The organism is Streptomyces sp. NPDC039424 (genome assembly GCF_055639495.1).
In genome coordinates this window covers 123,925-144,804 of record NZ_JBVKAI010000016.1, presented here as the reverse complement: position 1 = coordinate 144,804, position 20,880 = coordinate 123,925, and the positions used below count along the sequence as shown (strand labels likewise).

21 protein-coding genes and 7 tRNA genes are annotated in these 20,880 nt (G+C 71.4%); 9 read left to right on the top strand and 19 right to left on the bottom strand.

Annotated elements, in window-relative coordinates; genetic code table 11:
- Window positions 1-83 precede the first annotated feature (83 nt).
- Window positions 84-1,322 carry a hypothetical protein gene (locus ACZ7L0_RS32210; protein WP_471246051.1) on the bottom strand — a complete coding sequence of 413 codons (1,239 nt, stop codon included), beginning with the start codon at window positions 1,320-1,322 and terminating at the stop codon, window positions 84-86.
- Complete coding sequence (locus ACZ7L0_RS32205; RefSeq protein ID WP_471246050.1) at window positions 1,319-1,885, bottom strand: DUF4365 domain-containing protein; 567 nt, start codon at window positions 1,883-1,885, stop codon at window positions 1,319-1,321. Before ACZ7L0_RS32205 ends, ACZ7L0_RS32210 begins: the two co-directional genes overlap by 4 nt.
- Before the next feature lie 168 nt (window positions 1,886-2,053).
- Between ACZ7L0_RS32205 and ACZ7L0_RS32200 the strand changes: the two genes are divergently transcribed.
- Window positions 2,054-2,779: an exonuclease domain-containing protein gene (locus ACZ7L0_RS32200; protein ID WP_471246049.1), complete on the top strand. Its 726-nt coding sequence runs from the start codon at window positions 2,054-2,056 to the stop codon at window positions 2,777-2,779.
- 16 nt (window positions 2,780-2,795) lie between these two features.
- Here the strand turns inward: ACZ7L0_RS32200 and ACZ7L0_RS32195 are convergent, their stop codons facing one another.
- The 10 genes from ACZ7L0_RS32195 to ACZ7L0_RS32150 all read right to left on the bottom strand — a co-directional run bounded on the left by ACZ7L0_RS32195 (window position 2,796) and on the right by ACZ7L0_RS32150 (window position 13,047).
- A complete protein-coding gene (locus tag ACZ7L0_RS32195; RefSeq protein WP_471246048.1) occupies window positions 2,796-4,598 on the bottom strand; it encodes a DUF2207 domain-containing protein in 1,803 nt (600 codons plus the stop codon).
- Window positions 4,599-4,703: 105 nt separating this feature from the next.
- Window positions 4,704-4,775 (bottom strand) — tRNA-Val (locus ACZ7L0_RS32190).
- 39 nt (window positions 4,776-4,814) lie between these two features.
- A complete protein-coding gene (locus ACZ7L0_RS32185; RefSeq protein ID WP_471246089.1) occupies window positions 4,815-5,261 on the bottom strand; it encodes an SRPBCC family protein in 447 nt (148 codons plus the stop codon).
- Between the two features lie 146 nt (window positions 5,262-5,407).
- Window positions 5,408-8,146, bottom strand: coding sequence for an exo-rhamnogalacturonan lyase family protein (locus tag ACZ7L0_RS32180; RefSeq protein ID WP_471246047.1), 2,739 nt, complete (start codon window positions 8,144-8,146; stop codon window positions 5,408-5,410).
- A 98-nt stretch (window positions 8,147-8,244) separates the two neighbouring features.
- Complete coding sequence (locus ACZ7L0_RS32175; protein WP_471246046.1) at window positions 8,245-8,835, bottom strand: hypothetical protein; 591 nt, start codon at window positions 8,833-8,835, stop codon at window positions 8,245-8,247.
- 11 nt (window positions 8,836-8,846) lie between these two features.
- Entirely contained in the window at window positions 8,847-9,725 is an 879-nt protein-coding gene (locus tag ACZ7L0_RS32170; protein WP_471246045.1) for a carbohydrate ABC transporter permease, read from the bottom strand.
- The gene (locus ACZ7L0_RS32165; RefSeq protein ID WP_471246044.1) at window positions 9,722-10,690 is read right to left on the bottom strand and encodes a carbohydrate ABC transporter permease; all 969 of its coding nucleotides are present in this window, start codon (window positions 10,688-10,690) and stop codon (window positions 9,722-9,724) included. Before ACZ7L0_RS32165 ends, ACZ7L0_RS32170 begins: the two co-directional genes overlap by 4 nt.
- An 8-nt stretch (window positions 10,691-10,698) precedes the next feature.
- Window positions 10,699-11,985: an ABC transporter substrate-binding protein gene (locus ACZ7L0_RS32160; RefSeq protein WP_471246043.1), complete on the bottom strand. Its 1,287-nt coding sequence runs from the start codon at window positions 11,983-11,985 to the stop codon at window positions 10,699-10,701.
- A gap of 363 nt (window positions 11,986-12,348) precedes the next feature.
- Window positions 12,349-12,420: transfer RNA gene (locus ACZ7L0_RS32155), tRNA-Val, on the bottom strand.
- 168 nt (window positions 12,421-12,588) lie between these two features.
- A complete protein-coding gene (locus ACZ7L0_RS32150) occupies window positions 12,589-13,047 on the bottom strand; it encodes a TIGR02611 family protein (protein WP_471246042.1) in 459 nt (152 codons plus the stop codon).
- 191 nt (window positions 13,048-13,238) lie between these two features.
- Between ACZ7L0_RS32150 and ACZ7L0_RS32145 the strand changes: the two genes are divergently transcribed.
- Entirely contained in the window at window positions 13,239-13,652 is a 414-nt protein-coding gene (locus ACZ7L0_RS32145) for an SsgA family sporulation/cell division regulator (protein ID WP_004002642.1), read from the top strand.
- Between the two features lie 275 nt (window positions 13,653-13,927).
- Window positions 13,928-14,485 (top strand): CGNR zinc finger domain-containing protein, encoded by a 558-nt coding sequence (locus tag ACZ7L0_RS32140; RefSeq protein ID WP_471246041.1) that lies wholly within the window; start codon window positions 13,928-13,930, stop codon window positions 14,483-14,485.
- 67 nt (window positions 14,486-14,552) lie between these two features.
- Here ACZ7L0_RS32140 and ACZ7L0_RS32135 read toward each other — a convergent pair whose 3' ends face one another.
- Window positions 14,553-14,705 (bottom strand): hypothetical protein, encoded by a 153-nt coding sequence (locus ACZ7L0_RS32135; RefSeq protein ID WP_190046070.1) that lies wholly within the window; start codon window positions 14,703-14,705, stop codon window positions 14,553-14,555.
- Between the two features lie 153 nt (window positions 14,706-14,858).
- Window positions 14,859-15,305: a hypothetical protein gene (locus ACZ7L0_RS32130; protein ID WP_471246040.1), complete on the bottom strand. Its 447-nt coding sequence runs from the start codon at window positions 15,303-15,305 to the stop codon at window positions 14,859-14,861.
- 231 nt (window positions 15,306-15,536) lie between these two features.
- On the opposite strand from ACZ7L0_RS32130, the gene ACZ7L0_RS32125 reads away from it, so the two are divergent.
- A complete protein-coding gene (locus ACZ7L0_RS32125) occupies window positions 15,537-16,058 on the top strand; it encodes a DsbA family protein (protein WP_471246039.1) in 522 nt (173 codons plus the stop codon).
- A gap of 2 nt (window positions 16,059-16,060) precedes the next feature.
- On the opposite strand, the gene ACZ7L0_RS32120 is transcribed toward ACZ7L0_RS32125, so the two are convergent.
- The 3 genes from ACZ7L0_RS32120 to ACZ7L0_RS32110 are packed head-to-tail and all read right to left on the bottom strand — an operon-like array spanning window position 16,061 to window position 18,799.
- Window positions 16,061-16,885 carry a GNAT family N-acetyltransferase gene (locus ACZ7L0_RS32120; RefSeq protein WP_471246038.1) on the bottom strand — a complete coding sequence of 275 codons (825 nt, stop codon included), beginning with the start codon at window positions 16,883-16,885 and terminating at the stop codon, window positions 16,061-16,063.
- Window positions 16,886-16,937: 52 nt separating this feature from the next.
- Window positions 16,938-17,759, bottom strand: coding sequence for an aminotransferase class IV (locus tag ACZ7L0_RS32115; RefSeq protein WP_471246037.1), 822 nt, complete (start codon window positions 17,757-17,759; stop codon window positions 16,938-16,940).
- A complete protein-coding gene (locus ACZ7L0_RS32110) occupies window positions 17,756-18,799 on the bottom strand; it encodes a chorismate-binding protein (protein ID WP_471246036.1) in 1,044 nt (347 codons plus the stop codon). The genes ACZ7L0_RS32115 and ACZ7L0_RS32110 overlap by 4 nt, the downstream gene beginning before the upstream one ends.
- A gap of 177 nt (window positions 18,800-18,976) precedes the next feature.
- Between ACZ7L0_RS32110 and ACZ7L0_RS32105 the strand changes: the two genes are divergently transcribed.
- From ACZ7L0_RS32105 to ACZ7L0_RS32085, 5 genes are all read left to right on the top strand, one after another.
- Window positions 18,977-19,049 (top strand) — tRNA-Gly (locus tag ACZ7L0_RS32105).
- Between the two features lie 38 nt (window positions 19,050-19,087).
- Window positions 19,088-19,161, top strand: a tRNA-Cys gene (locus tag ACZ7L0_RS32100).
- Window position 19,162: 1 nt separating this feature from the next.
- Window positions 19,163-19,234, top strand: a tRNA-Val gene (locus tag ACZ7L0_RS32095).
- Between the two features lie 36 nt (window positions 19,235-19,270).
- Window positions 19,271-19,342: transfer RNA gene (locus tag ACZ7L0_RS32090), tRNA-Val, on the top strand.
- Window positions 19,343-19,353: 11 nt separating this feature from the next.
- A tRNA-Val gene (locus tag ACZ7L0_RS32085) sits at window positions 19,354-19,425 on the top strand.
- A 58-nt stretch (window positions 19,426-19,483) separates the two neighbouring features.
- On the opposite strand, the gene ACZ7L0_RS32080 is transcribed toward ACZ7L0_RS32085, so the two are convergent.
- Together ACZ7L0_RS32080 and ACZ7L0_RS32075 are read right to left on the bottom strand one after the other, a co-directional pair.
- Window positions 19,484-19,777, bottom strand: a complete 294-nt coding sequence (locus tag ACZ7L0_RS32080) for a TFIIB-type zinc ribbon-containing protein (RefSeq protein ID WP_471246035.1) — start codon at window positions 19,775-19,777, stop codon at window positions 19,484-19,486.
- Between the two features lie 80 nt (window positions 19,778-19,857).
- Window positions 19,858-20,796 carry a phosphotransferase gene (locus tag ACZ7L0_RS32075; RefSeq protein WP_471246034.1) on the bottom strand — a complete coding sequence of 313 codons (939 nt, stop codon included), beginning with the start codon at window positions 20,794-20,796 and terminating at the stop codon, window positions 19,858-19,860.
- Window positions 20,797-20,880: the final 84 nt, after the last annotated feature.

The window sequence follows — 20,880 nt, the reverse complement described above, 5'->3', positions numbered from 1 at the left end:
AGGTGGGTGCGGCGCCATACCAGGAGCGCGCGCATGAGTGGGATCGTACCGACCCGGGGCCACCGACCGCGAAACGGTCACTCTCAGTCCTCGGACCCGCACTCCTCCTCGAAGAAGGCCTCTTTCTCCGCGGTCTCGTGCAGGGCCTTCAGCAGCTGGTCCCGCTCCGCCTCGTCCACCTGCACCGGTACGACCCCGCCGGCGCCGGTGAGCCGCCGGAAGCCGCCCCTGCTCTCCAGCCGCCCGTGCACCCGCACCGGCAGGCCGACGAGGTGGGCGTGCCCGGCGATGCGGTAGTCCTCCTCGTCCAGCGTGACGCGGACGTGCGGCACCTCGGCGCCGGCGATCACCCGCAGACGCACGGTGCCCTCGCCGCGCGGCCCCGACCTGCGCATCCGGACCACCGCCCCGGTGAGCCGCACCGGCACCGAGGGCTCCTCGCGCAGATAGCGGGCCCCGGCCTCGCGCAGGGCGGGCAGGTCGCCGGGCGAGAACTCGACGGGCTCGGCCGAGGCCGCGCAGCCCTCGGGGACACCGGCGGCCGGCGCCCACTCGACGGCGATCCGGGCGCCCTCCGTACCCCGCACGAGCGTGATCAGGGCCTCGGTGAGCTCGCGGCTGACGCCCGCCTCGACGGCGCCGTCGAAGGCGTCCATGCCACCGGTGGCCCGCTGGTAGTCGATGGCCTCGCGGGCGGCGTACAGAGCCTGGTGGAGGCGTACGGCGAGGGGGCGTCCGGCGCCGACGGGGACGAAGGCGGTGAGGGTGCGGCCCGAGGCGGCCGGGCCGACGAGGACGTTCTCCAGCATCGCCGCGGCCGGCCGCCGGTGCCGGGCACCGTGGTAGCCCGCCCGCGCCCGGGCGGCCAGCGCGCCCGCGAGGAGGGTCTGGCGGGCGGCGGTGCGCAGCCGCTCCTCGACGGTCCAGGGGGCGGCGCCCGCGGGGCCGCCCGGTACGTCCCGCCACCAGTGGATCTCGTCGCTGGGGACGGCGAGGGAGACGAGCACCTCACGGGCGGAGGGAGTGTCGCTGCGGGCGAGGGCGAGGAGGGCCTCGCCCAGCAGGTCGTCGCTGTCGGGGAAGGCGCGGCTCTCGGGCACGAGCAGGCTGGTGCCGTTGCCGCCGGGACCCGGCGGGGTCCAGCGGCCGTAGCGTCCGACGGCTCCGCCGCGTCGCTGCCAGCCGTGCCGGCGCAGCAGGGCGCTCAGGACGGCCGGTTCCACGTCGACGGGGTCGGGGGGTCGTTGCCAGGAGGCGTCGGCCGGGCCGTCGGGGTGCGGTCCGGCCGCCCGCAGCGGCTCGCCGAGGGGGCGGTGCGTCATGGTCTGCCTCCGGTCCCGACCCGCGTCATGATCTCGCAGAGCGCCCGGTCGTCGAAGATGCGCGTGGTCGGTATCCGCACGGTGGTGCGGTGCCGCCCGGTGACGGGGTGGCCGGCGAGGTTGATCCAGTAGCAGCAGTGCCGCAGGTCGAGGCGGTCGTGACTGGCGCGCAGCCAGTCGTCCTGGGACCTCGGCACGAGCATCACGACCAGGATCTTGTGCACCGAGACGGGTGTGCGGGCGAGCTTCGCCAGGTGGCCGTTGTCGAGCGTGAAGGAGAAGAAGCGGCCCGGGGGGTTGGGTGCGATCTGGTAGGTGCACTTCAGCTGCACCTTGATGGTCACCTCGTCGTCGACCGTGTGCCCGGGTGCGCTGTGGCTGACGTGCCAGTCGATGCCGTTGTCGGGGAAGGGCTGCGACAGCGAGCAGCCGGCCGCCGCGGCGACCGCGTGCAGATAGCCCACCTGCAGTGTCTCCATGCAGGCGGTGGTGGCGAGTGTGCCGCGAAGGGGGCCCATGCTTTCGGGCAGCAGCCCGCCCCGCTCGGGCTGCGCTATCGCCATGACCAACAGCCTTCCACGCCAGGGGTTTCCCCGTTGCGGGCCGCTGAACTGCAAAGACCCGTACTCCTGTTGTGTCCTTGCGGCGTACGGCGCAAACAGCCCGGGTATCACCAAACTGGCAGAAGACGGTGCGTCAGTTGCCGTGGGTGAACGAGGAGTTGTGGTCGCATGACGAACTGGTACGAGGGGCCCCTGGCCGCCTTTGACACGGAGACGACGGGCGTGGACGTCGAGACCGACCGGATCGTGTCGGCCGCCGTCGTCGTCCAGGACGCCCCGGGCACCCGGCCCCGGGTGACCCGCTGGCTGGTGAACCCGGGTGTGCCGGTGCCGGAGGCGGCGACGGCGGTGCACGGGCTGACGGAGGAACACCTGCAGCGCAACGGCCGCTGGCCGGCGCCGGTGGTGTACGAGATAGCGGAGGAGCTGGCGGAGCACGCGTCGCTGGGCCGTCCGCTGGTGGTGATGAACGCGCCCTTCGATCTGACGCTGCTGGACCGGGAGTTGCGCCGGCACCGGGCCTCGTCGCTGGACCGCTGGTTCGAGTCGTCGCCGCTGCGGGTGCTGGACCCGCGGGTCCTCGACAAGCACCTCGACCGCTACCGCAAGGGCCGCCGCACGCTGACGGACCTGTGCGCGCACTACGACGTGGCGCTGGAGGGCGCACACGACGCGGCGGCGGACGCGCTGGCCTCGCTGGAGGTCGTACGGGCGGTGGGGCGCCGTTTCGCGGCCCGGCTGGAGCGGCTGAGCCCCACCGAGTTGCACACCCTCCAGGTCGGCTGGCACGCGGCGCAGGCACGCGGCCTTCAGGCGTGGTTCGCGCGCAGCGGCTCGCAGGAGACCGTGTGCACGGACTGGCCGTTGCGTCCGGAGCTGTCGGCCGCGGCGTAGGAGCGGGGCGCGGGGGTCACCAGGAACCGCCTCCGCCGCCTCCGGCTCCACCGCCGACGCTGTCCGAGGAGCCCGTGCCGAAGGAACTGCCGCCGGAACCGCTGGAGCCGCTGGAGGACGGGGCACTGCGGGAGACCACCACAAGGACGAAGAGGCTGGTGGCCAGCGTGGGCCCGAGCCTTACCGCCCGGGAATGGGGGCGCTGGGTCGGCACGGCGGCCGACTCCAGGGCCTGTCGCCAGTGGTCGCTCAGGCCGAGGGCCATCGCCCAGGCCGTGCACCGCTCCACCTGCTGGTCGTCGAGCGGTTCGAGGTCCGGCACGAGGGACGGATCGGCCAGGAAGCGCCGCAAGGCTTCGACGCGCAGCCAGAGGTCGGTGCCCCGGGCGGTGCGGGAGGGCAGCTCCCAGCCGTTGCACAGCAGTGCGGAGCCGACGGCGACGGCGACGGCGCCCACGGCGAGGACGGGCTCCCCGGACGGGTGGCGCCCGCCGCCGAGAACGGCGCCCACGAGGGCGGCGACGAGACCGAGCACGGCGGCGATGAGCCCGGAGCTCTGGACCTTGCCGATGCGGTCCACGCTTCCCTCGGTCCACAGTTCGCTGCCGGTCTGCCACTCGTGCAGGCGGTGGTCGAGCGTCGTCCAGGCCGCGCGGAACTTCCGGTCGTAGTGGTCGAGCCGGAACTCGGAGCGGCCGGTGAACATCTGGCCCAGGACATCCCGGGTGAGCCGGTCGGTCGGCGTGGGAGCGTCGGTCGGGCGGCTGAGGACCGGGGCCTGCTCGTCGCCGTCCAGGGCGAGGTGTCCGTCGGCGGCGGTGTCGAGCAGCCAGGCGACCCGGTGGTGCGACTCGACCCGCTCGGCGAGCAGTATGCCGCCCTGGGCCGGGGTCAGGTCGTCGGGCGGTGTGGCGCTCGGGGTGAGGGAGGCGGTGAGCCGGCGGCGTCCGACGCGCCGCTCCTTGCCGGGGGTCCCGTCGGCAAGGAGCGGCGCGTAGCGGTCGCGGCCGGCGAGCCGGAGCAGTACGACGGTCAGGGCGGCGGCCGCCAGGGCGAGAGTGGTGGCGAAGCCGGCCGTGTGCAAGGGGTGGGCCAGCGGCGTGCCGACGGCCTTCCCGGTGGGCGGTGTGGGGAGGGCGGTCCGCCCTGCGTCTCCCGCACCGCGGGCGGCGATCAGGGTGAGGCCTTCCTTGCCCTTGAGCCGGTCGAGCCGGACGGTGAGGTGGCCGGGCTCGGTCTGCGTGGCCGCGCAGCTCCCGCGAGCGCCCTCGGTGCCCTGGACACAGCTCAGGCCGGTGAGGGGGTAGGGCGTGACGGCGTGGATCTCTATACGGGCGCGGTCGACCCGCCATCCGGTGCCCACCGCGTCCCAGGCGAGCCGGCCCTTCTTCACCACGCCCTGGAGCTTGTACTGGATGCGGTAGCGGTGCAGGCCGGTGACGGTCCGGCCGGGGTCGCCCACCTTGATGCGGGTGGCGATCTCCCGGTGGCCGTTCGCTTCGAGGTAGTGGTCGCCTGCCGTGAGTTCCCACGGGACGCGGGCGCCGTCCATGGTGACGGCGACCTCGGCCTCGTCCTCGTCGTAGGGCAGGTCGGGCAGATCGCGGTGGATGCCGTGCCGGGCGGTGCCGTCGTGTCCGAAGTCGTAGTCGATGACCTCGGTGATGCGGGCGCTGCCGTCGGCGGAGATCCGCGCGCCGACCCACATCGTGGTGACCCGCTCGGTGGTGCCGAGGGCCCACCCCACCGTCACGACACCGCCCAGCAGCAGCACGGCGAGGACGATTCCGCTCAGGCCGAGGAGCCGGCGCCGGCGCACGGCCGCGTCAACTCTCGGTCCCGCTTTGCCCTGTCCCTTGCCCAAGACGCCCCCCATGGCAATCAAAAGAGCCGGTCCGCTGCTTGCGGACCGGCTCTTTCCCGGTGGGCGATACTGGGTTCGAACCAGTGACCTCTTCGGTGTGAACGAAGCGCTCTCCCACTGAGCTAATCGCCCGGGAACGCACTGAACAATACAGGTCCCCGCGGGCTTCCTTCAAACCGCTTCCAGGTACCGGAGCAGTCCGCGCCGTCCGGCCCGCATCATCAGCCGGTGGTTGACGCGGAAGACGGGCCGTCCCGGTACGGCGAGCCGTCTGAGCAGCGGCTTGTTCACGTCCACCACCTGGTCGTAGCGGGCCAGGCAGCCGGGGCCGTCCGGGGTGACCGTCCAGCGGGCCCGGCCCTCGATGTCGCCGGCCAGGGCGGCCTCGATGATTCCGGCGGCCGGGTCGTGCCGCAGTTCGCGGGCGGTGAAGGTCATGGCGTACGGCAGGACGGAGCGGATGGTGATGACCCCGGTGGTGTCGTCGAGCCGGGTCACCGTCCGGACCTGGGGCCACCAGAGGGGATAGTCCTCGGCGCGGGCCAGGGTTTCGTACACCACGGCGGGCGGCGCGGGCAGGGACCACAGGGTGCGGAAGCGGTAGTGGGTCCAGTCCATGGGCAGAGTCTGCCCGGGCACGCGCGCGTGCCCGGGGATCTGAGTACGGGTACTCATGCCGTGCGCCGTGACACGCACCACACTCGGCGGTGCGAGCGCCGCCGCCCGTGCGACGGCGCTCCCCCCATCGCGCCCTAGGACACGGCCTAGGAGGGCATCTTGTCGCCGAGCAGGGCCAGGTTCTCGATGGCCGCGAGGCCGTAGAGCGCGGTGTCGTTGGTGGCCACCCAGCTCGCCTCGCTGCCGGGGACCAGGGTGGCGGGGCCGCTCAGCTTCTCCGTCTTCCACGGGGAGGACTCGGTGTAGCCGTCGGAGCCGTAGAACTTCGTCCAGGCGCGCTTGGTGAGCGTCTCGTCACCGGTCTGGACGGCGGCGTACGCGTCGAGGCGCGAGTGGCCCTGGAAGAGCAGCAGCGTGCCGAAGTCGGAGCCGTAACGGGCCTTCTGCTCCGCCTTGGTGGCGTTGAAGTAGCGGCAGTAGTCGAGGTAGGCCTCCTTGAACTTCGGCATGTCGACCAGGTGGATGAGCTCGGCGCACAGCTCGTTGAGGCCGAAGACGGCCGACAGGTGGGAGACGGAGACCGCCGGTGTGCCGGCCACGGCGAACCTGCCGGTGTCGAGGTCGTACAGTCCGCTGCCCTGCACGAAGCCGTTGGGCTGGGCGGCGATGGTCTCCATGGTGGACAGCACGCGCGCCTTGGCCTTCTCCCACTTGGGCCCCTTGCGCTCCCACTCGGTCAGCCACGCCGACACCAGGCCGCTCCAGTCGGTGCCGAAGCCGATCGACAGGGCGTGCCGGTCGGGTGTGTAGGGGTCGGTGCGGACCTTGCGCAGCGGGTCGAGGACGAGGAAGGTCTCGTCGGAGTCGACGTTGGCGCGCATGAGGTCGCCGACCCGCTCGTCGGCGGTGAGGAAGTAGTAGAAGCGCCGGTAGGTGGTGTTGGCGATGCGCTGCTGCTTGGCGCTGTCGGCGAAGTGCTGTACGCCGTGCCGGGTGCCGAGGCCCGCCCACTTGCCGATGTGGTAGACGTCCACCTCGCCGGTGTGCCGGGTCATCGCCTCGGCGAAGCGGAAGATGTCGGACCGGCCGCTTCTGAGATACGCGTACCAGAGCCAGAGGTCGGGCGAGAGCTCGGAGTTGTCCCAGGCGTAGCCGCCGATGTCGTAGCGCCACACGTGCCGCGCCGAGTCGTAGGTGTGCATGATGTCGCCGTAGTCCCAGAAGCCGTACCAACGGCGCATCTCCACCTGGTCCTTGTAGTAGGTGAAGAGGAAGTCGAGATGGTCCTCGATCTTCGCCTTGGCGGCCGTGGAGCGGTCGGGTTCGGAGTAGAGGCCGGGGCCGAAGACCTTGGCCTTGATGAGCTGCTTGGGCGGGGCGGCGAGCTGCGGCAGCGTGCGTACGGCCTTGACCTGGTCGGCGAGCGTCTCGGCGCTCGGGGTGGAGTCGTTGGCCCAGAAGAGGAGTTCGGAGGTGCGGGCGATGCCGTAGGGGGTGCCGAACTCCGGCTCGTAGTCCTCGTAGGTGATGTTGAGGCCTTCGAGCTGTTCGGCGTAGGTGTCCTGGCCCATGCCGTCGTGGTAGAAGCGCAGGTCCATCGGTTGCGCCTCGGGTGACCAGAGCCAGAGGGTGACGGTGGCCTCGTCGGTGTGGGCGTCGCGGATGTCGAGCTGGGCGGGGAACTTCTCCCAGAAGTCGCGCAGCCCGAAGGAGAATCCGCCGCTCGCCCCGCCGACGTACCCGAATCCGGAGGCCCGTCCGCCGCCACCGGCGCCGATCCAGCCGTAGCCCTTCTTGGTGCGCTTGCGCAGGGTGAAGCCGTCGGCGGAGAGCTGGGAGAGGGTGTAGTCGCCCCAGTGCGGGATGTACTGCAGGCGGGTGGTGACCCGCTGGTCCCAGGTGGACGGGTCGGGCAGCTTCCGGCCCGCGTACTGGGCGGCCTGCACGGCGGGGCCGGGGTCGCGGCGCAGTCCGGTGATGCCCTGGACGGCCTCGTGCAGCAGGCCGGTGCCCTCGCCGCCGATGCGGATGTGCCGGTCGTAGGCGGCGTCCCGCATCGGTACGGAGAAGCGGACGCCGAGCCCGCGGATGAAGTCGCCGCTCGCCTTGCCGGGCTCCAGGGTGCCGTCGAAGGTGATGGTGTGCACCATGCGGAAGGAGTCGGCGCCCGCGTAGAAGTAGAGCCGGAGGGAGAAGGGCAGCCATCCGCGGTCGCCCTTGCGGTGTTTGCCGTCGATGCGGACGACGGCGCGGACCGGGCCCTCCTGCTCTACGGTGACCGAGGAGATGGCGCCGTCGAACCGCTCGGTCCTGACGGTGCCCTGGTCCTCGTCCTCCACCTCCGGCTGGCGGATGAGCACGAGGCGGCCGTTCCTGGCGATCTCGGTGGAACCCCGGCTGACGGACTTGATCAGCGTGGAGCCGTTCTTGCCGATCCTCGCGGTGATGACGCCGGTGGAGACGTCGACGGTGCCGCCGCTCTTGTCGACGGTGACCTTCTGGGCGGGGGTCTCGGGCGTGCCGGCCTTCAGCGTGAGCTTCCCGGAGCCCGAACCGACCGCGTGGGCGGTCCACTTCAGGGAGCCGTCGGGCCAGTGGGCGATCGGCCAGGACTGTACGGGCACGGCCTTGCCGTCCTCGTCCGTCAGCGCGAACGTCTGGTCCTCCTGGTACGTGCCCATCGGCCAGGGCACGCCGACGGTGGAGCCGGGCGCGGCACCTAGCCCGCCGTCCTCCAGCCAGTCCAGGGTCACCGGGTCGGCGTCGGCGGCCCCGGCGCCCGGGGCGGCCTGCGCGTCGCTCGCCCCCAGCGCCCAGCTGAACTGGGCGGCGGCTCCGGCGACGGCGGCCGCCTTCAGGAGGGACCTGCGGGGAATGGGAGACATGAGAGATCCAGCCTTTCCTTTCACACGCGATGCAAGTGGTCAGGGGCATGACAGATCGAGCGGCGCCCAGGGTGCCGGCCTGATGCGGGCACCGCCGCTCACCGGTGCCGGTAGCGCTCCTCCACGGCGACGGCCGCCGCCGCGACGGCCCCCAGCACGGGGACCGCCAGCGGCGCGACGAGCAGCGCGGAACAGACGACGAGGACCAGTCCGCCGACGAGCAGAAAGGATCCGGCGGGGTCGAGGACCGTACGGCGGCCGGCGGCCGCGAGCAGGGCGCGCCAGGAGTCGCCCGGCGTCCACACCGCCGCCGCGCGCATTCCGGCGACGGCGAGGCCGACCAGCGCGAACAGCCCGACGGCCCCGACGAGCGGCCCACCGGGCAGCCCGGCCCGCACCGCCTGGACGTCCACCCACACCAGGGCCACCGCGACCCACCCGGCGAGCCCCACGGCCCAGCCGCCGCGCACGGCCACCCGGAAGTCCGCGGCGAACTCCTGCCATCCGCCGCCCTGATGGGCCGTCCGGCGCCGCAGGTGCCGCGCACCGGCGGCGAAGGCGGCCGGATACGTGAGGACCGCGAGCGAGGCGAGGGCGATCCACACCCCGGTCAGCAGGGACTCGGCGAAGACGCCGAACCGCTCGGCGAACCAGGACTCCTTGCGTGCTCTCACGCGTGCTTCGGCCATGGGCGACCGCCTCAGCCCTTCAGTCCGGAGGTCGCCATGCCGTCGATGAGATACCGCTGGAAGGCGAGGAAGAACAGCAGTACGGGCAGCAGCGCGACCAGCGACATGGCGATCATGCCGCCGTAGTTGGCGGCCACGCCGTCGGAGTCGCGGAACATCATCAGGCCGAGGGAGACGGTGTACTTGCCGGGCTCGTTGAGGTAGATCAGCGGGCCCATGAAGTCGTTCCAGGCGTTGATGAAGGTGAAGATCGCGCTGGTGATGAGCGCGGGGCGGCACAGTGGCAGCACGATCGACCAGTAGATCCTCAGGTGCCCGCACCCGTCGAGGCGGGCGGCCTCGTCCAGCTCCCGGGGCAGGTTGCGCATGAACTGCACCATGAGGAAGACGAAGAAGGCCTCGGTGGCCAGGTACTTGCCGACCAGCAGCGGGGCGTAGGTGTTGATCCAGCCCAGCTTCTGGAACATCACGTACTGCGGGATCAGCAGCACGTGGTACGGCAGCAGCAGCGTGCCGATCATCAGGCTGAACAGCAGGTTCCGGCCCGCGAACCTGATCCGCGCGAACGCGTACGCGGTCAGCGAGCAGGAGATCAGGATCCCGACGACGGAACCGAGCGCGTAGACGAGGGAGTTCTGGAAGAAGGTCCAGATCGAGATGTCGGCGATGCCGTCGGCCAGTCCCTTGAAGTTGCTCAGGATGGGGTGACCGGGGAACAGCTGGAGGCTGTTGATGATGTCCTTGCTGGGCTTGAACGAGGCGCCGATGACCCAGAACACGGGGTAGAGGATGACGGCCAGGATCAGCAGGGTGCCGACGTGCCAGACGAGGGAGCCGGCCCGTCTGCGGCCCAGGCCGCCGCTGAGGGGTTCGGTGGTGGTCGCGCTCATCGGGCGTCCTCCTCGTAGTGCACCCATTTCCTCTGGGACCAGAAGAGGACGGCCGTCACCAGCGCCACGGCGAGCAGCAGCATCCAGGCCATCGCGGCGGCGAAGCCCATCTGGGAGTTCTTGAAGCCCTGCTGGTACAGGTAGCAGGTGTAGACGAGTGTGGCGTCGGCCGGACCGCAGTAGGTGTTGGAGACGACGTACGCCGAGCCGAAGATCTGGAAGGAGTGGATGGTCTCCAGGAGCACGTTGAAGAACAGCACCGGGGAGATCATCGGCAGCGTGATGTTCCAGAACCTGCGCAAGGGCCCGGCCCCGTCCATCTCGGCGGCCTCGTACAGCTCCTTCGGCACCTGCTTGAGCCCGGCCAGGAAGATGACCATCGGGGCGCCGAACTGCCAGACGGTCAGCGCCACCAGGCAGTACAGGATCCAGTCGGCGTTGCCGACCCAGCCGCCGACGTGGAAGCCGAGGGCGGACTGGGCGCGGTCCACGACGGCGTGGTCGGAGAACAGCGACCGCCAGACGAAGCCGACCGAGACGCTCGCGCCGATCAGCGAGGGCGCGTAGAAAGCGGCCCGGTAGAAGGCCTGGCCGCGGCGGCTCTGCGCCAGCAGCAGGGCTACGCCGAGCGCGAGCAGCAGCTTCAGCGGGGTGCCGATGATCACGTACTTGGCCGTCACCTCGACCGACTTCTGCCAGCGCGGATCGTCGAACATCTTGGTGAAGTTGTCGAAGCCGACCCACTTCGGGCTGTTGAAGAGGTTGTAGTCGGTGAAGGCGAAGTAGAGCGAGGCGACCATGGGGCCCGCGGTCAGGAGCAGGAAGCCCGCGATCCACGGGGACATGAAGAGGTAGCCGGCGAGGTTCTCCCGGCGCCCCCGCCGCGGTCCGGCGGCGGGGGCGGTGGGGCGGGGCTTCCGGGTGGGGGCCGCGGAGTCCTTGACGAGAGTCACGGGGGTTCCCATCGGGCTGGTCAGGCTTGGAAGGCGGCCTCGGACTCGGTGAAGAACTGCTTCACCGCGTCCGCCACCTTGGCCTTGCCCTGTCCGAGGTCACCTCCGAGGCGCAGGAAGGCGGCCTCGACGGTGTCGGCGCCGGACGGGTGCGGGGTGATCGTGCCGAGGACACCGGCCTTGGCGGTGTCGTCCTCGTACTGCGCGATCTCCTTGCTCACGGTGTCCGCCGGCTTGAAGGCCTCGTACTGCTCGGTGCTCGCGAGGATGCCGCGGTCGTAGCCCATGATCTTGCCGACCCCGGGGTCGTGGACCATGAAGTCGATGAACTGGGCGACCTCCTTGGGGTGCGAGGTGCGCGCGGAGGCGCTCAGCATCAGGGAGGCGAGGTACTGGCCGGTCTGCTTGCCGTCCGTCGTGGGGATCGGGGCGAGGCTGTAGGTGCTGTCGCCCTCGGCCGTGTAGCGGACGGTGAAGTTGTCCCAGGTGAACTCCGAGGCGCCGTGGCGGGCGGAGAGCGAGGACTTGGGCATGTCCTGCTGGACGACCTTGGGGTCGGTGACGATGCCCGCCTTGATGCGGTTGTAGCCGTCCTGCCACCACTCCGTCAGGTCGGCCTTGTCGAAGCCGAGCCCGTCCTTGGTGAAGAACGCCTTGCCGTTCTGCCGGAGGTACAGGTCGTACAGGTACATGATGGCGAAGTAGCCGGTGTCGCCCGGGACCTTCGTCTTGTCGTGGATGGTCTTCAGGGCCTTGAAGTACTCGTCCCAGGTCCAGCCCGGCTGCGGCTCGACGCCCGCCTGCCGGAAGAGCTTCTTGTCGATGACCAGCGCCATGGTGTTGGAGCCGACCGGGACGCCGAGCTGCTTGCCGTCGACCTCGCCCACCTTGGTGACGCCCGCGCGGAAGTGGTCCAGGCTCAGGTTGCCCGCCTGGATCTGGGACTTGAGGTCGAGCAGCACGCCTCTCTTGTCGTACTTCCGAAGAAAAGTGACGGCATTCTGGAAAACGTCCGGGGGATTTCCGCCCGCGGCCTGCGTCTGGAACTTCTCCCAGTACGACTGATATGTCTGAAAGTCCGTCTTGACCTTGATCTTCGGGTACTTCTTCTCGAATAGCGCGATGGACTGGTTGATCCTTTTCGCCCGCTCCTCGGCGCCCCACCACGAGTAACGGATCGTCACCGTCCCGTCCCCGGAACCGCTTTCGCCCCCGCACCCCGTCGTCGCGGCCAGCCCGAGCGTGGCCGCCGAGACCCCGGCCGCCCTCAGGATCGTACGCCTCTCAAGATTCCTGCTGGTTCCCACCGTCGGACCCTCCCCGTGACGTCGTTGCCGACTGCATGAATCGTTTCAAGTAAGCGCTTGCTGGCACAAGTTACGGAGGGGTCGGGGGTGCGTCAATGATTCGGACAGGATTTTCTTGGGCGGCGCTCGGCCGCGGACGCCCGGCGACACCAACGGGCTCGGCGATGCCGCAGGTGAGGGGCGTGCCGTCGGGATGGGGCGGACCGGCATCGGATGCGAGGCGGCTGAAAGTCGGCTTGAGGCCGGGTAGTTCGGGGTGAGCGGCGAGGTGGTGACCGAGAGAGGCGGGCCGGGGGCACTCCCCACGGGCACAACGACCGACGGACCACCTGCACTGTCGCAGATGGTCCGTCGGTTCCGGGGTGGGCGATACTGGGTTCGAACCAGTGACCTCTTCGGTGTGAACGAAGCGCTCTCCCACTGAGCTAATCGCCCGGGCGCAGGAAGAAGATTACCCCATGTCAGGGGGTGCCTCCGACCACGGCGGGCCGGCGGTCGCGCCCGGAGGGCGGGCCTCGCGGTGTCCGGTGCGTGCGATCGCGAGGGGCCGGAACGCCCTCGCCGGGGGTCCCCCCGCGCGAGCGAGGCCAGGCCCCGGCGGCTTCACTGGTCCTTGATCTTCCAGGGCATCGTCACGCCGAACTTCCAGAGGTAGATCCCGACGATGGTGCCCACGATCACCAGTCCGATCGAGGTCAGGATGATGTTCCGGCGGCGCACCCGGGGGTCGAGGGCCCGCTGGGCCGCCTCGGTGACCTTGCGCTTGGTCCAGCGGAGCACCAGCTGGGCCCAGACGAACTCGGTCGCCCAGATCGCCATGCCGCCGAAGATCACCACCCAGCCCGGCCCGGGCAGCGGCAGCATGATGATCCCGGCCACCACGACGGCCAGGCCGACGACGAAGACGCCGACCTGCCAGCTCAGGTGGAGGTAGCGCCGGGCCTTGATGAACTCCGGCGCCCTGGATCCGAGTCCCCGCTCGTCCCGTGCCCCGTCCGCCTTCGCCTCCGCACCGCTCGCCGCCGCGACAACGTCGCCCGGCTCGTTACTCCCCGTATTCATACGACGAAACCCTACCGGAGCGAAACCAATCACCGGAATGGGCGTACCTCGCAGACCAGCCCTGGGCCGGAAGAGTTACGTAAACGCACGCAAAACACTCAGAGGGGTTTACAACGGCACCGTAGGTGGCATGTCGATTTCGCCGACGTGCGAATCCCCGAGCGCACACTGAGCGAAAGGCCCTGGCGCTTATGAACACCACGGTCAGCTGCGAGCTGCACCTGCGCCTCGTTGTGTCGAGCGAGTCCTCCCTGCCTGTCCCCGCAGGCCTGCGGTACGACACGGCCGACCCCTACGCCGTGCACGCCACCTTCCACACCGGAGCCGAGGAGACCGTCGAGTGGGTGTTCGCCCGCGACCTCCTCGCCGAGGGGCTTCACCGTCCCACCGGTACCGGCGACGTCCGCGTCTGGCCGTCCCGTAGCCACGGTCAGGGCGTCGTGTGCATCGCCCTGAGCTCCCCGGAGGGGGAAGCCCTGCTCGAGGCCCCTGCGCGGGCCCTGGAGTCCTTCCTGAAGCGGACGGACGCGGCCGTGCCGCCCGGCACGGAACACCGGCACTTCGATCTGGATCAGGAGCTCTCGCACATCCTGGCGGAAAGCTAGGTCACGGGACCTCGAAGCCGACCCGGCGCCGTCCATCTCGGGGAGACGGTCCGGGCGGCTCTCGGGCCAGGACAACCGCATACGGCATGACCGGCGCCGTCACCGTGCGTGTTCACGGAGGCGGCGTCGGTGTGCGCGCGGGAACCCCGGCCCGCACACGTCCGTTCTCCCGGTGGGCGAGTGTGGGGCGGGAGCCGGTGCGCCGGGCGGCGATGTCGCTACCATCGGCCAGCATCGGCGGGCGCCCGCCCGACCCCCAGGCCAGGGAGCGAAACGTGCTGATCACCCACGACACCCGGTGCGCCCTCGACACCGTGGTGGATCTGGTGAACACCGTGCCGGAGGACGACGCGGCGGACGGGCTGCCGGACGTCGCGGCCCTAGAGGATTTCGTACGGAAGCACGAGATCAGCGATGTGGGCGTGCTCTCCGAGTTCGACCTGTCCGCCGTGCGGAAGGCACGCGGACGGTTCGCCGGGATATTCGCCGCCCCGGACCCCCGGACCGCCGCCGGGCTGATCAACGAGCTGGTCGCCGCCGCGGGCACCACCCCCCGGCTGACCGATCACGACGGCTACGACTGGCATGTGCACTACTTCGCCCCCGGCGCCTCCGTGGCCGACCACCTCGCCGCCGACTGCGGGATGGCGCTGGCGTTCTTCGTGGTGGCCGGGGAGCAGGAGCGGCTGCGGCGCTGCGAGGCTCCCGACTGCCGGCGTGCCTTCGTGGACCTCTCCCGCAACCGCTCGCGTCGCTACTGCGACAGCCGCACCTGTGGAAACCGGCTGCATGTGGCCGCCTACCGGGCCCGGCGCAAGGAGGCGGCGGGCTGAGCGACCGGGCGGATCGGCGATGCCGACGCCGCCCCGGCGGGTGACACCGGGGACGGACGTGTACGGCTCACAGCAACAGCAGGTCGTGCAGCGCAGCCATGAGGAGCAGACACCCGATCACCGCTAGGAAGATCATCAGCGGTGGCTGGGAAAGGGCGAAGAGGCACCCGCGCGGCTCGTCCTTCGGCGGCGCGGCCTCGCTCTGTGGCGTGTCCAGCATCTCGCGGCGATGATGACCCAGCCGACACCCCGTACGCGATCAACACGCCCGGAATGAACGGGAGTTCACTGAAATCCTTGATGTCCGGTTCGGTTCCGGCCGAGCAATGATCGTTTACGGGCGCGCGGGGACGTTCTGTGATCTTTCAGCAGGTCATATGCCGTGCTTCTTGAGGATGGCCTCGATGTCGCTGAAGTCGTCCGCGGAGTCACCGGCGCGGGGTGCGGTGGCGGGGCGGGAGGCGGGACGGGTGCCGGGGCCCAGGGAGGGCGCCGAGGCCGCCGGGGCCACCGGCTCCTGGCCGGGCGCCTTCCGCGCGGCCTTGCGCTCGGCACGGGTGCCGCCGCGGCGGCGCTCCACGGCCCGGGTCGTCGCGAACAGGGCCCAGGCGGCGCCCAGCACCCCGAAGCCGGCCCACGCCGTCGGGCTGAACGCGGTGTCGGCCAGCCAGCCGACGACCCCGGTCATCACCAGGCCCACCGGCACCAGCGAGTACGCCGCGATGCGGGCCGCGGCCAGGAAACGCCTGCGGTAGGCGGTGACCACCGCGATGCCCAGGCCGGCCGCGGACACGGCGGAACAGACGGTCTCGGCAATCATCCGGTCCTCCTGGCGGCTCGGTCGGGCGGGGCGCGCGCAGGGCGTACGCGTCGGTCACGGGCACCGCGGCGCCGCCTCCACCTGTCCACTCCATCGTGCACCGCCGCGTACCCGCGAGGCCATGCCCCGGCCGGACATCAGGGACATCTCCGGGTCACCTCCTCCTCAGGGGCCGGTCACGGCGTACGGTCCGATTGGGTCGGCGCAGCCCGGCCTGGGAGACTGATGCCCATGAGCGACTCCTCCCCCGCCCGCACCGCCGTCCCCGTTCTCGACGTCTGGTGCGAACTCCAGTGCCCGGACTGCCGCAGCGCCCTGGACGACCTCCGCGCCCTGCGGGCCCGTTACGGCGACCGGCTGGAGCTGCGGCTGCGGCACTTCCCGCTGGAGAAGCACAAGCACGCGTTCGCCGCCGCCCAGGCCGCCGAGGAGGCTCTGGAGCAGGGGCAGGGCTGGGCGTACGTCGAGGCGGTCCTGGGCCGGGTCGAGGAGCTGGACCGTGAGGGAGAGCCCTTCCTGGTCGAGGTCGCCCGGGAACTCGGACTCGACGCCGAGGAGTTCGACACCGCGCTGATCGACGGGCGGCACATCCTGATCGTCGACGCCGACCAGGCCGAGGGCAAGGCCATCGGCGTCACCGGCACCCCGACGTACGTCATCGGCGGCGAGCGCCTCGACGGCGGCAAGAGCCAGCAGGGGCTGCGCGAGCGCCTCGAGGAGATCGCGGACCGGCTGCTGGCCGGGGAGGCCTGAGCTCAGAGCAGACTCTTGTACATCGAGTAACTCACCGCCAGGTACCCGAGCGACTCGTACAGCCGCTCGGCCGGTGTGTTGCCGGCGAACACGTTGAGGCCGAGGACGGGCTTGCCGGCGGCCATCGCCTGCCGCTCGGCCAGCAGCATCAGGGAGCGCCCGTGGCCCCGGCCGCGGAAGGCCTCGCCCGTCTCGACGTCGCAGACGAACGCGCTCTCCCCCAGGAACGCCAGCCACAGGGCGCCGACGCCGACGCCCTCGTGCTCCAGGACGCTCAGCACCGTGCCCTCGGTCGCGAGGCCGTGCGGCAGCAGCCGGGCGAAGTCCGCGCGCGCCTTGGCCGCCGCCTCGTCCTCGGGCACACCCCGAGTGGTCAAGTCGCCGATGTAGGCCGCCTCGCCGTGCTCGCGCCACGGCCCGAACTCGGCCTCGGTCATCGGCCTGCTCCGGCTGCCCGCGGGCAGCTCCGCCGGGCTCTCCGTGAGCGGCTTCACCATGCCGCGGTTGCGGTGGACGTAGCCGAGCGCGGTGGCGAGCCGCAGCGCGGCCTCCGCCTCGGCGGCCACCGATATCTCGATCCGCTTGCAGCCCCAGCCGCGCGCCACCTCCTCGGCGGCCAGCGCGGCCACCGCGCCCCGGCCGCGCCCGCGGTCCGGTTCCTCGATGCGCAGGTCCTTGATGATGGCTACGGCGGGCCCGAAGGAAGGGTGCGTGCTCAGGCGTACCTCGCCGACGGGACGGCTGTTCACGCACACGTGGAAGTGGCGGGACAGCGCCCCGTCGGCGCCGTGCTGGAGCGGCTCGGTCGGCCGCAGGGTGGTGGTCATCAGAAGTGTTCTACCCGCTCCCCCGCTCCGGATCAGCCCGGTATCCGGGACATCAGGGATCGAGATCGTCCCCGGACCGCTCCTCGAAGATCCGCATCGCCTTGGCGGTCACCGGGCCGGGGGCGTGGGACAGTTCGCGGCCGTCGATCCGGTGCACGGCCTGGACGTCCCGCAGCGTGGACGTGAGGAAGACCTCGTCGGCCCGCTCCAGGACATCCAGCGGCAGGTCGGTCTCCTTGGCGCCGGTCCAGTGCACGGTCAGGGCGCGGGTGATGCCGGCGAGACAGCCGGAGGCGAGCGGCGGGGTGTGGATCTCGCCGTCCAGGACGACGAACACATTGGAGCCGGTGCCCTCGCACAGCTGCCCGACCGTGTTGCCGAACAGCGCCTCGGAGGCGCCCTGTTCGTGGGCGCGGGCGAGGGCGACGACGTTCTCGGCGTACGAGGTGGTCTTCAGGCCGGTGAGCGCGCCGCGCTCGTTGCGGGTCCAGGGGACGGTGATCACGGCGGTGGAGTCGGCGCGGCGGCTGGTCTCCCCCAGGGCGACCACCAGGGTCGGGCCGTGCTCGCCGCGGTCGGAGCCGAGCGGGCCCTGGCCGCCGGTGTAGGTCACGCGCAGCCGGCCGAGCGGCATCGGGTTGGCCGCGAGGACGGCCGCGCAGGCGCGGCGGACCTCGTCGTGGTCGGGGTCGGGCAGGCCCAGGCCCCGGGCCGAGCGGGTCAGCCGGTCGATGTGCCGGGTGAGGGCGAAGGGCCTGCCGTCGACCGCCTTCACCGTCTCGAAGACGCCGTCCCCCACGGTCAGGCCGTGGTCGAAGACGGAGACACGGGCGGTCTCGGCGTCCTGCAGCCCGCCGTCGAGCCAGATCTTCATATCAGGGCCTTTCCACTCTCCTCGTACGCCCCCGACGCTACCGCGAGCAGCCGGGACGCCTTCAGCTCGGTCTCCCGCCACTCCCCCTCGGGGTCGGAGCCCCAGGTGATGCCGGCGCCGGTACCGAACCTCAGGGCGCCCTCCGCGCGGTCGATCCAGAAGGTGCGGATGCCCACGGCCAGCTCTCCCGTGCCCCGGTCGGCGTCCACCCAGCCGATGCCGCCGCAGTACGGTCCGCGGGGTGCCGTCTCCAGGGCGTCGATGATCCTGAGGGCGCTCGACTTGGGCGCGCCGGTGACCGAGCCGGGCGGGAAGGCGGCGGTGAGCAGCTCGGGCCAGCCGGCGCCGGCGCGCAGCTCGCCGCGGACCGTGGAGACGAGGTGGACCAGGCCGGGGTGCTTCTCCACGGCGCACAGGTCGGGCACGGTGACGCTGCCGGTGGCGCAGACGCGCCCGATGTCGTTGCGGACCAGGTCCACGATCATCACGTTCTCGGCGTAGTCCTTCTCCAAGAGGTCCGCCTCGGTGCGGCCGGTGCCCTTGATCGGCCCGGACTCGACGGTCCGCCCGTCCCGGCGCAGGAACAGCTCGGGGGAGGCGGTGGCGATCTCGACGCCGTGCCCCGGCAGCCGAATCGTTCCCGCATAGGGGGCCGGGTTGCCGCGCGCCAGCAGGGCGGTCAGGGCGTCCACGTCGGCGTCGGCGGCGACGGGAGCGGTCAGGACGCGGCAGAGGTTGGCCTGGTAGACCTCGCCGGCCGCGATGTGCGCCCGGATCCGGTCCACGGCGGCCGTGTACGCGACGCGGTCGAGCGAGGACGTCCAGTCGTCCGCGCCGGGGCCGCGCCACGCCCCCCGCACCGGTGCGGGCACGGGCTCCTTGCGTACCTCCGCGAAACGGGCGCAGGTCAGACGGCCCTCGAAGTCCGCGCAGACGGCCCAGAAGCCGGTGGAGTCCAGGGCGGCCGGATCGCTGGTGACGTCGAGGAGGCCGGTGGCGACGCGGTCGCCGAAGCGGGCGAGAGGAGGCAGGTGGAGCACGTGGTCGAGTCTATGGCGGGTGTCACGCCGGTGGCCCGGGCGTGTCCTCGCGGTGCCCTGACCACGGCGTCCGTCCGGCGCAGCGCAGCACGCTGCGCAAACGCGTTTTTGTGCTGGCCGGGGAATCCGCTAGAGTTCAACACGTCGCCGGGACGCGGAAGCGAACCGAAACGACAGGCGGACGTAGCTCAGTTGGTAGAGCGCAACCTTGCCAAGGTTGAGGTCGCGAGTTCGAGCCTCGTCGTCCGCTCGTAGGAATGAGGGGTCTTCCCGATCCCCTACACTCCTGGTGGAGTGGCCGAGAGGCGAGGCAACGGCCTGCAAAGCCGTCTACACGGGTTCAAATCCCGTCTCCACCTCCAAGGACGATTAGCTCAGCGGGAGAGCGCTTCCCTGACACGGAAGAGGTCACTGGTTCAATCCCAGTATCGTCCACTGGATCTTCCAGCACCGTCGGAAAGATCCGAACCCGCGCGATTAGCTCAGCGGGAGAGCGCTTCCCTGACACGGAAGAGGTCACTGGTTCAATCCCAGTATCGCGCACGCGGCATCCCGGACGATTAGCTCAGCGGGAGAGCGCTTCCCTGACACGGAAGAGGTCACTGGTTCAATCCCAGTATCGTCCACACACACCGGAGCCCCCGGCCGTCTCGTACGGCCGGGGGCTTCGTCGTGGGCTCGGGCTCAGCTGGAGAACAGCATGTGGCCGAAGCTCTTGTGGCGGTGGTGGCCGCCGTGACCGCCGTAGTGACCGCCGCCGTGCTGGGGGGCGCCCCAGGCCGGGGCGGGCGCGGCCGGGTAGGCCTGCGGGGCGGCCGGGGGCGGCGGGGCGGGCTGGGACCACTGGGACTCCAGGCGGGTCAGCGACTCCAGCTCGCCGTAGTCGAGAAAGATGCCGCGGCAGCCGCTGCACTGCTCGATCTGGACGCCGTTGCGGTTGTAGGTGTGCATCGGCGCATGGCACTTCGGACACTGCATGGTCGGCTCAACTCCTCGCCGGTTGGTCCTGCTTCGTGTTTCCCCAGGACAGACTCCGTGCGGCCCCGGTCGGTTGCACCTTACTTCGGGAATCCGGGCGTCAACTCGGGCGGGGCCGCACCCATTCGCTCGCAGGCGTCGATCAGGGTCTGCTCCACCTCGTCCAGGGGGCGGCCGGCGGCCAGTGCCTTGGTGATCGCCAGGGCGGCGGTCTGGGCGGTGAGGGCGCGGGCCGGGACGTCCAGGGCCGGCCAGGGGTCGCCGTCCGCGGGCACGGCCGGTCCGCCCGCCGCGCGGTAGGCGGTCAGGAAGCGGGTCCACTCGTCGGGCGGGAGGAGTCCGCAGGCGTACCAGGCGGCGGGGCGGGCCAGGTCCCAGGCCGGGACGCCCACGCCGAGGTCGTCGACGTCTATGAGCCGCCAGTCGCCGTCCGGGTGGCGGACGAGCTGGCCGAGGTGGAGGTCGCCGTGGCAGAGAACCGGGGTCCCGGGCATCGGCGCCTCCGCGCGGGCCCAGGCGGGCAGCGCGGCCCAGGCACGCAGAACGGGGCGTGCGGCGGGGTGGTCCTCCCCGGCCAGGGCCGTACGGAGCCGGGCGAGGGCGCGGGCGGCTTTCACGGGGCCGCGCATCGTGGGCGTGGAGGCGGGTGCGGGCGCGCGGTGGAGACCGGCGAGGAGCGTGGCGGCGGCTTCCCAGGGGGCGGCGTCCGGGTCGTCCGGGTCCACGGGGGTGCCGTACGGCCAGCAGGAGACGAGCCGGTCGTGCAGGGTGACCGGAGCCGGGGCGAGCGGGGCGAGGAGTACGTCCGGCAGCCGGGCGGCCACCCCGAGACGCACGGCCAGCTCGGCACGGTCCGTCTCCGGGGCGTGGGCCTTCGCGACGGTACCGGCGTGGCGGACGACAGTGGCATCGGGACGGTCGGCCAGAGTCACGGTCGCCCCACAGAGGCAGGACGCCCCGTCCGGATGCGCGACGGCCCTGACCTTCACGGTCAGCCGCGGGAGTACGTCTGCGGTCACGGGGTCCTTCTGGGGCCGACGGGTGCTTCTGCCTTCGGCGAGCGTACGCGGTGCGGTGGGGCGCGGTGCCGCCGCGCCCGCCCC

What these genes read in the sequence shown, in the direction of transcription:
- ACZ7L0_RS32135 (WP_190046070.1), bottom strand. Translation starts at nt 14,705, where the DNA reads ATGCTGGACACGCCACAGAGCGAGGCCGCGCCGCCGAAGGACGAGCCG.
- ACZ7L0_RS32145 (WP_004002642.1), top strand. Translation starts at nt 13,239, where the DNA reads ATGAACACCACGGTCAGCTGCGAGCTGCACCTGCGCCTCGTTGTGTCG.
- ACZ7L0_RS32205 (WP_471246050.1), bottom strand. Translation starts at nt 1,885, where the DNA reads ATGGCGATAGCGCAGCCCGAGCGGGGCGGGCTGCTGCCCGAAAGCATG.
- ACZ7L0_RS32080 (WP_471246035.1), bottom strand. Translation starts at nt 19,777, where the DNA reads ATGCAGTGTCCGAAGTGCCATGCGCCGATGCACACCTACAACCGCAAC.
- ACZ7L0_RS32180 (WP_471246047.1), bottom strand. Translation starts at nt 8,146, where the DNA reads ATGTCTCCCATTCCCCGCAGGTCCCTCCTGAAGGCGGCCGCCGTCGCC.
- ACZ7L0_RS32170 (WP_471246045.1), bottom strand. Translation starts at nt 9,725, where the DNA reads ATGAGCGCGACCACCACCGAACCCCTCAGCGGCGGCCTGGGCCGCAGA.
- ACZ7L0_RS32210 (WP_471246051.1), bottom strand. Translation starts at nt 1,322, where the DNA reads ATGACGCACCGCCCCCTCGGCGAGCCGCTGCGGGCGGCCGGACCGCAC.
- ACZ7L0_RS32150 (WP_471246042.1), bottom strand. Translation starts at nt 13,047, where the DNA reads ATGAATACGGGGAGTAACGAGCCGGGCGACGTTGTCGCGGCGGCGAGC.
- ACZ7L0_RS32175 (WP_471246046.1), bottom strand. Translation starts at nt 8,835, where the DNA reads ATGGCCGAAGCACGCGTGAGAGCACGCAAGGAGTCCTGGTTCGCCGAG.
- ACZ7L0_RS32200 (WP_471246049.1), top strand. Translation starts at nt 2,054, where the DNA reads ATGACGAACTGGTACGAGGGGCCCCTGGCCGCCTTTGACACGGAGACG.
- ACZ7L0_RS32130 (WP_471246040.1), bottom strand. Translation starts at nt 15,305, where the DNA reads ATGATTGCCGAGACCGTCTGTTCCGCCGTGTCCGCGGCCGGCCTGGGC.
- ACZ7L0_RS32165 (WP_471246044.1), bottom strand. Translation starts at nt 10,690, where the DNA reads ATGGGAACCCCCGTGACTCTCGTCAAGGACTCCGCGGCCCCCACCCGG.
- ACZ7L0_RS32125 (WP_471246039.1), top strand. Translation starts at nt 15,537, where the DNA reads ATGAGCGACTCCTCCCCCGCCCGCACCGCCGTCCCCGTTCTCGACGTC.
- ACZ7L0_RS32120 (WP_471246038.1), bottom strand. Translation starts at nt 16,885, where the DNA reads ATGACCACCACCCTGCGGCCGACCGAGCCGCTCCAGCACGGCGCCGAC.
- ACZ7L0_RS32185 (WP_471246089.1), bottom strand. Translation starts at nt 5,261, where the DNA reads ATGGACTGGACCCACTACCGCTTCCGCACCCTGTGGTCCCTGCCCGCG.
- ACZ7L0_RS32115 (WP_471246037.1), bottom strand. Translation starts at nt 17,759, where the DNA reads ATGAAGATCTGGCTCGACGGCGGGCTGCAGGACGCCGAGACCGCCCGT.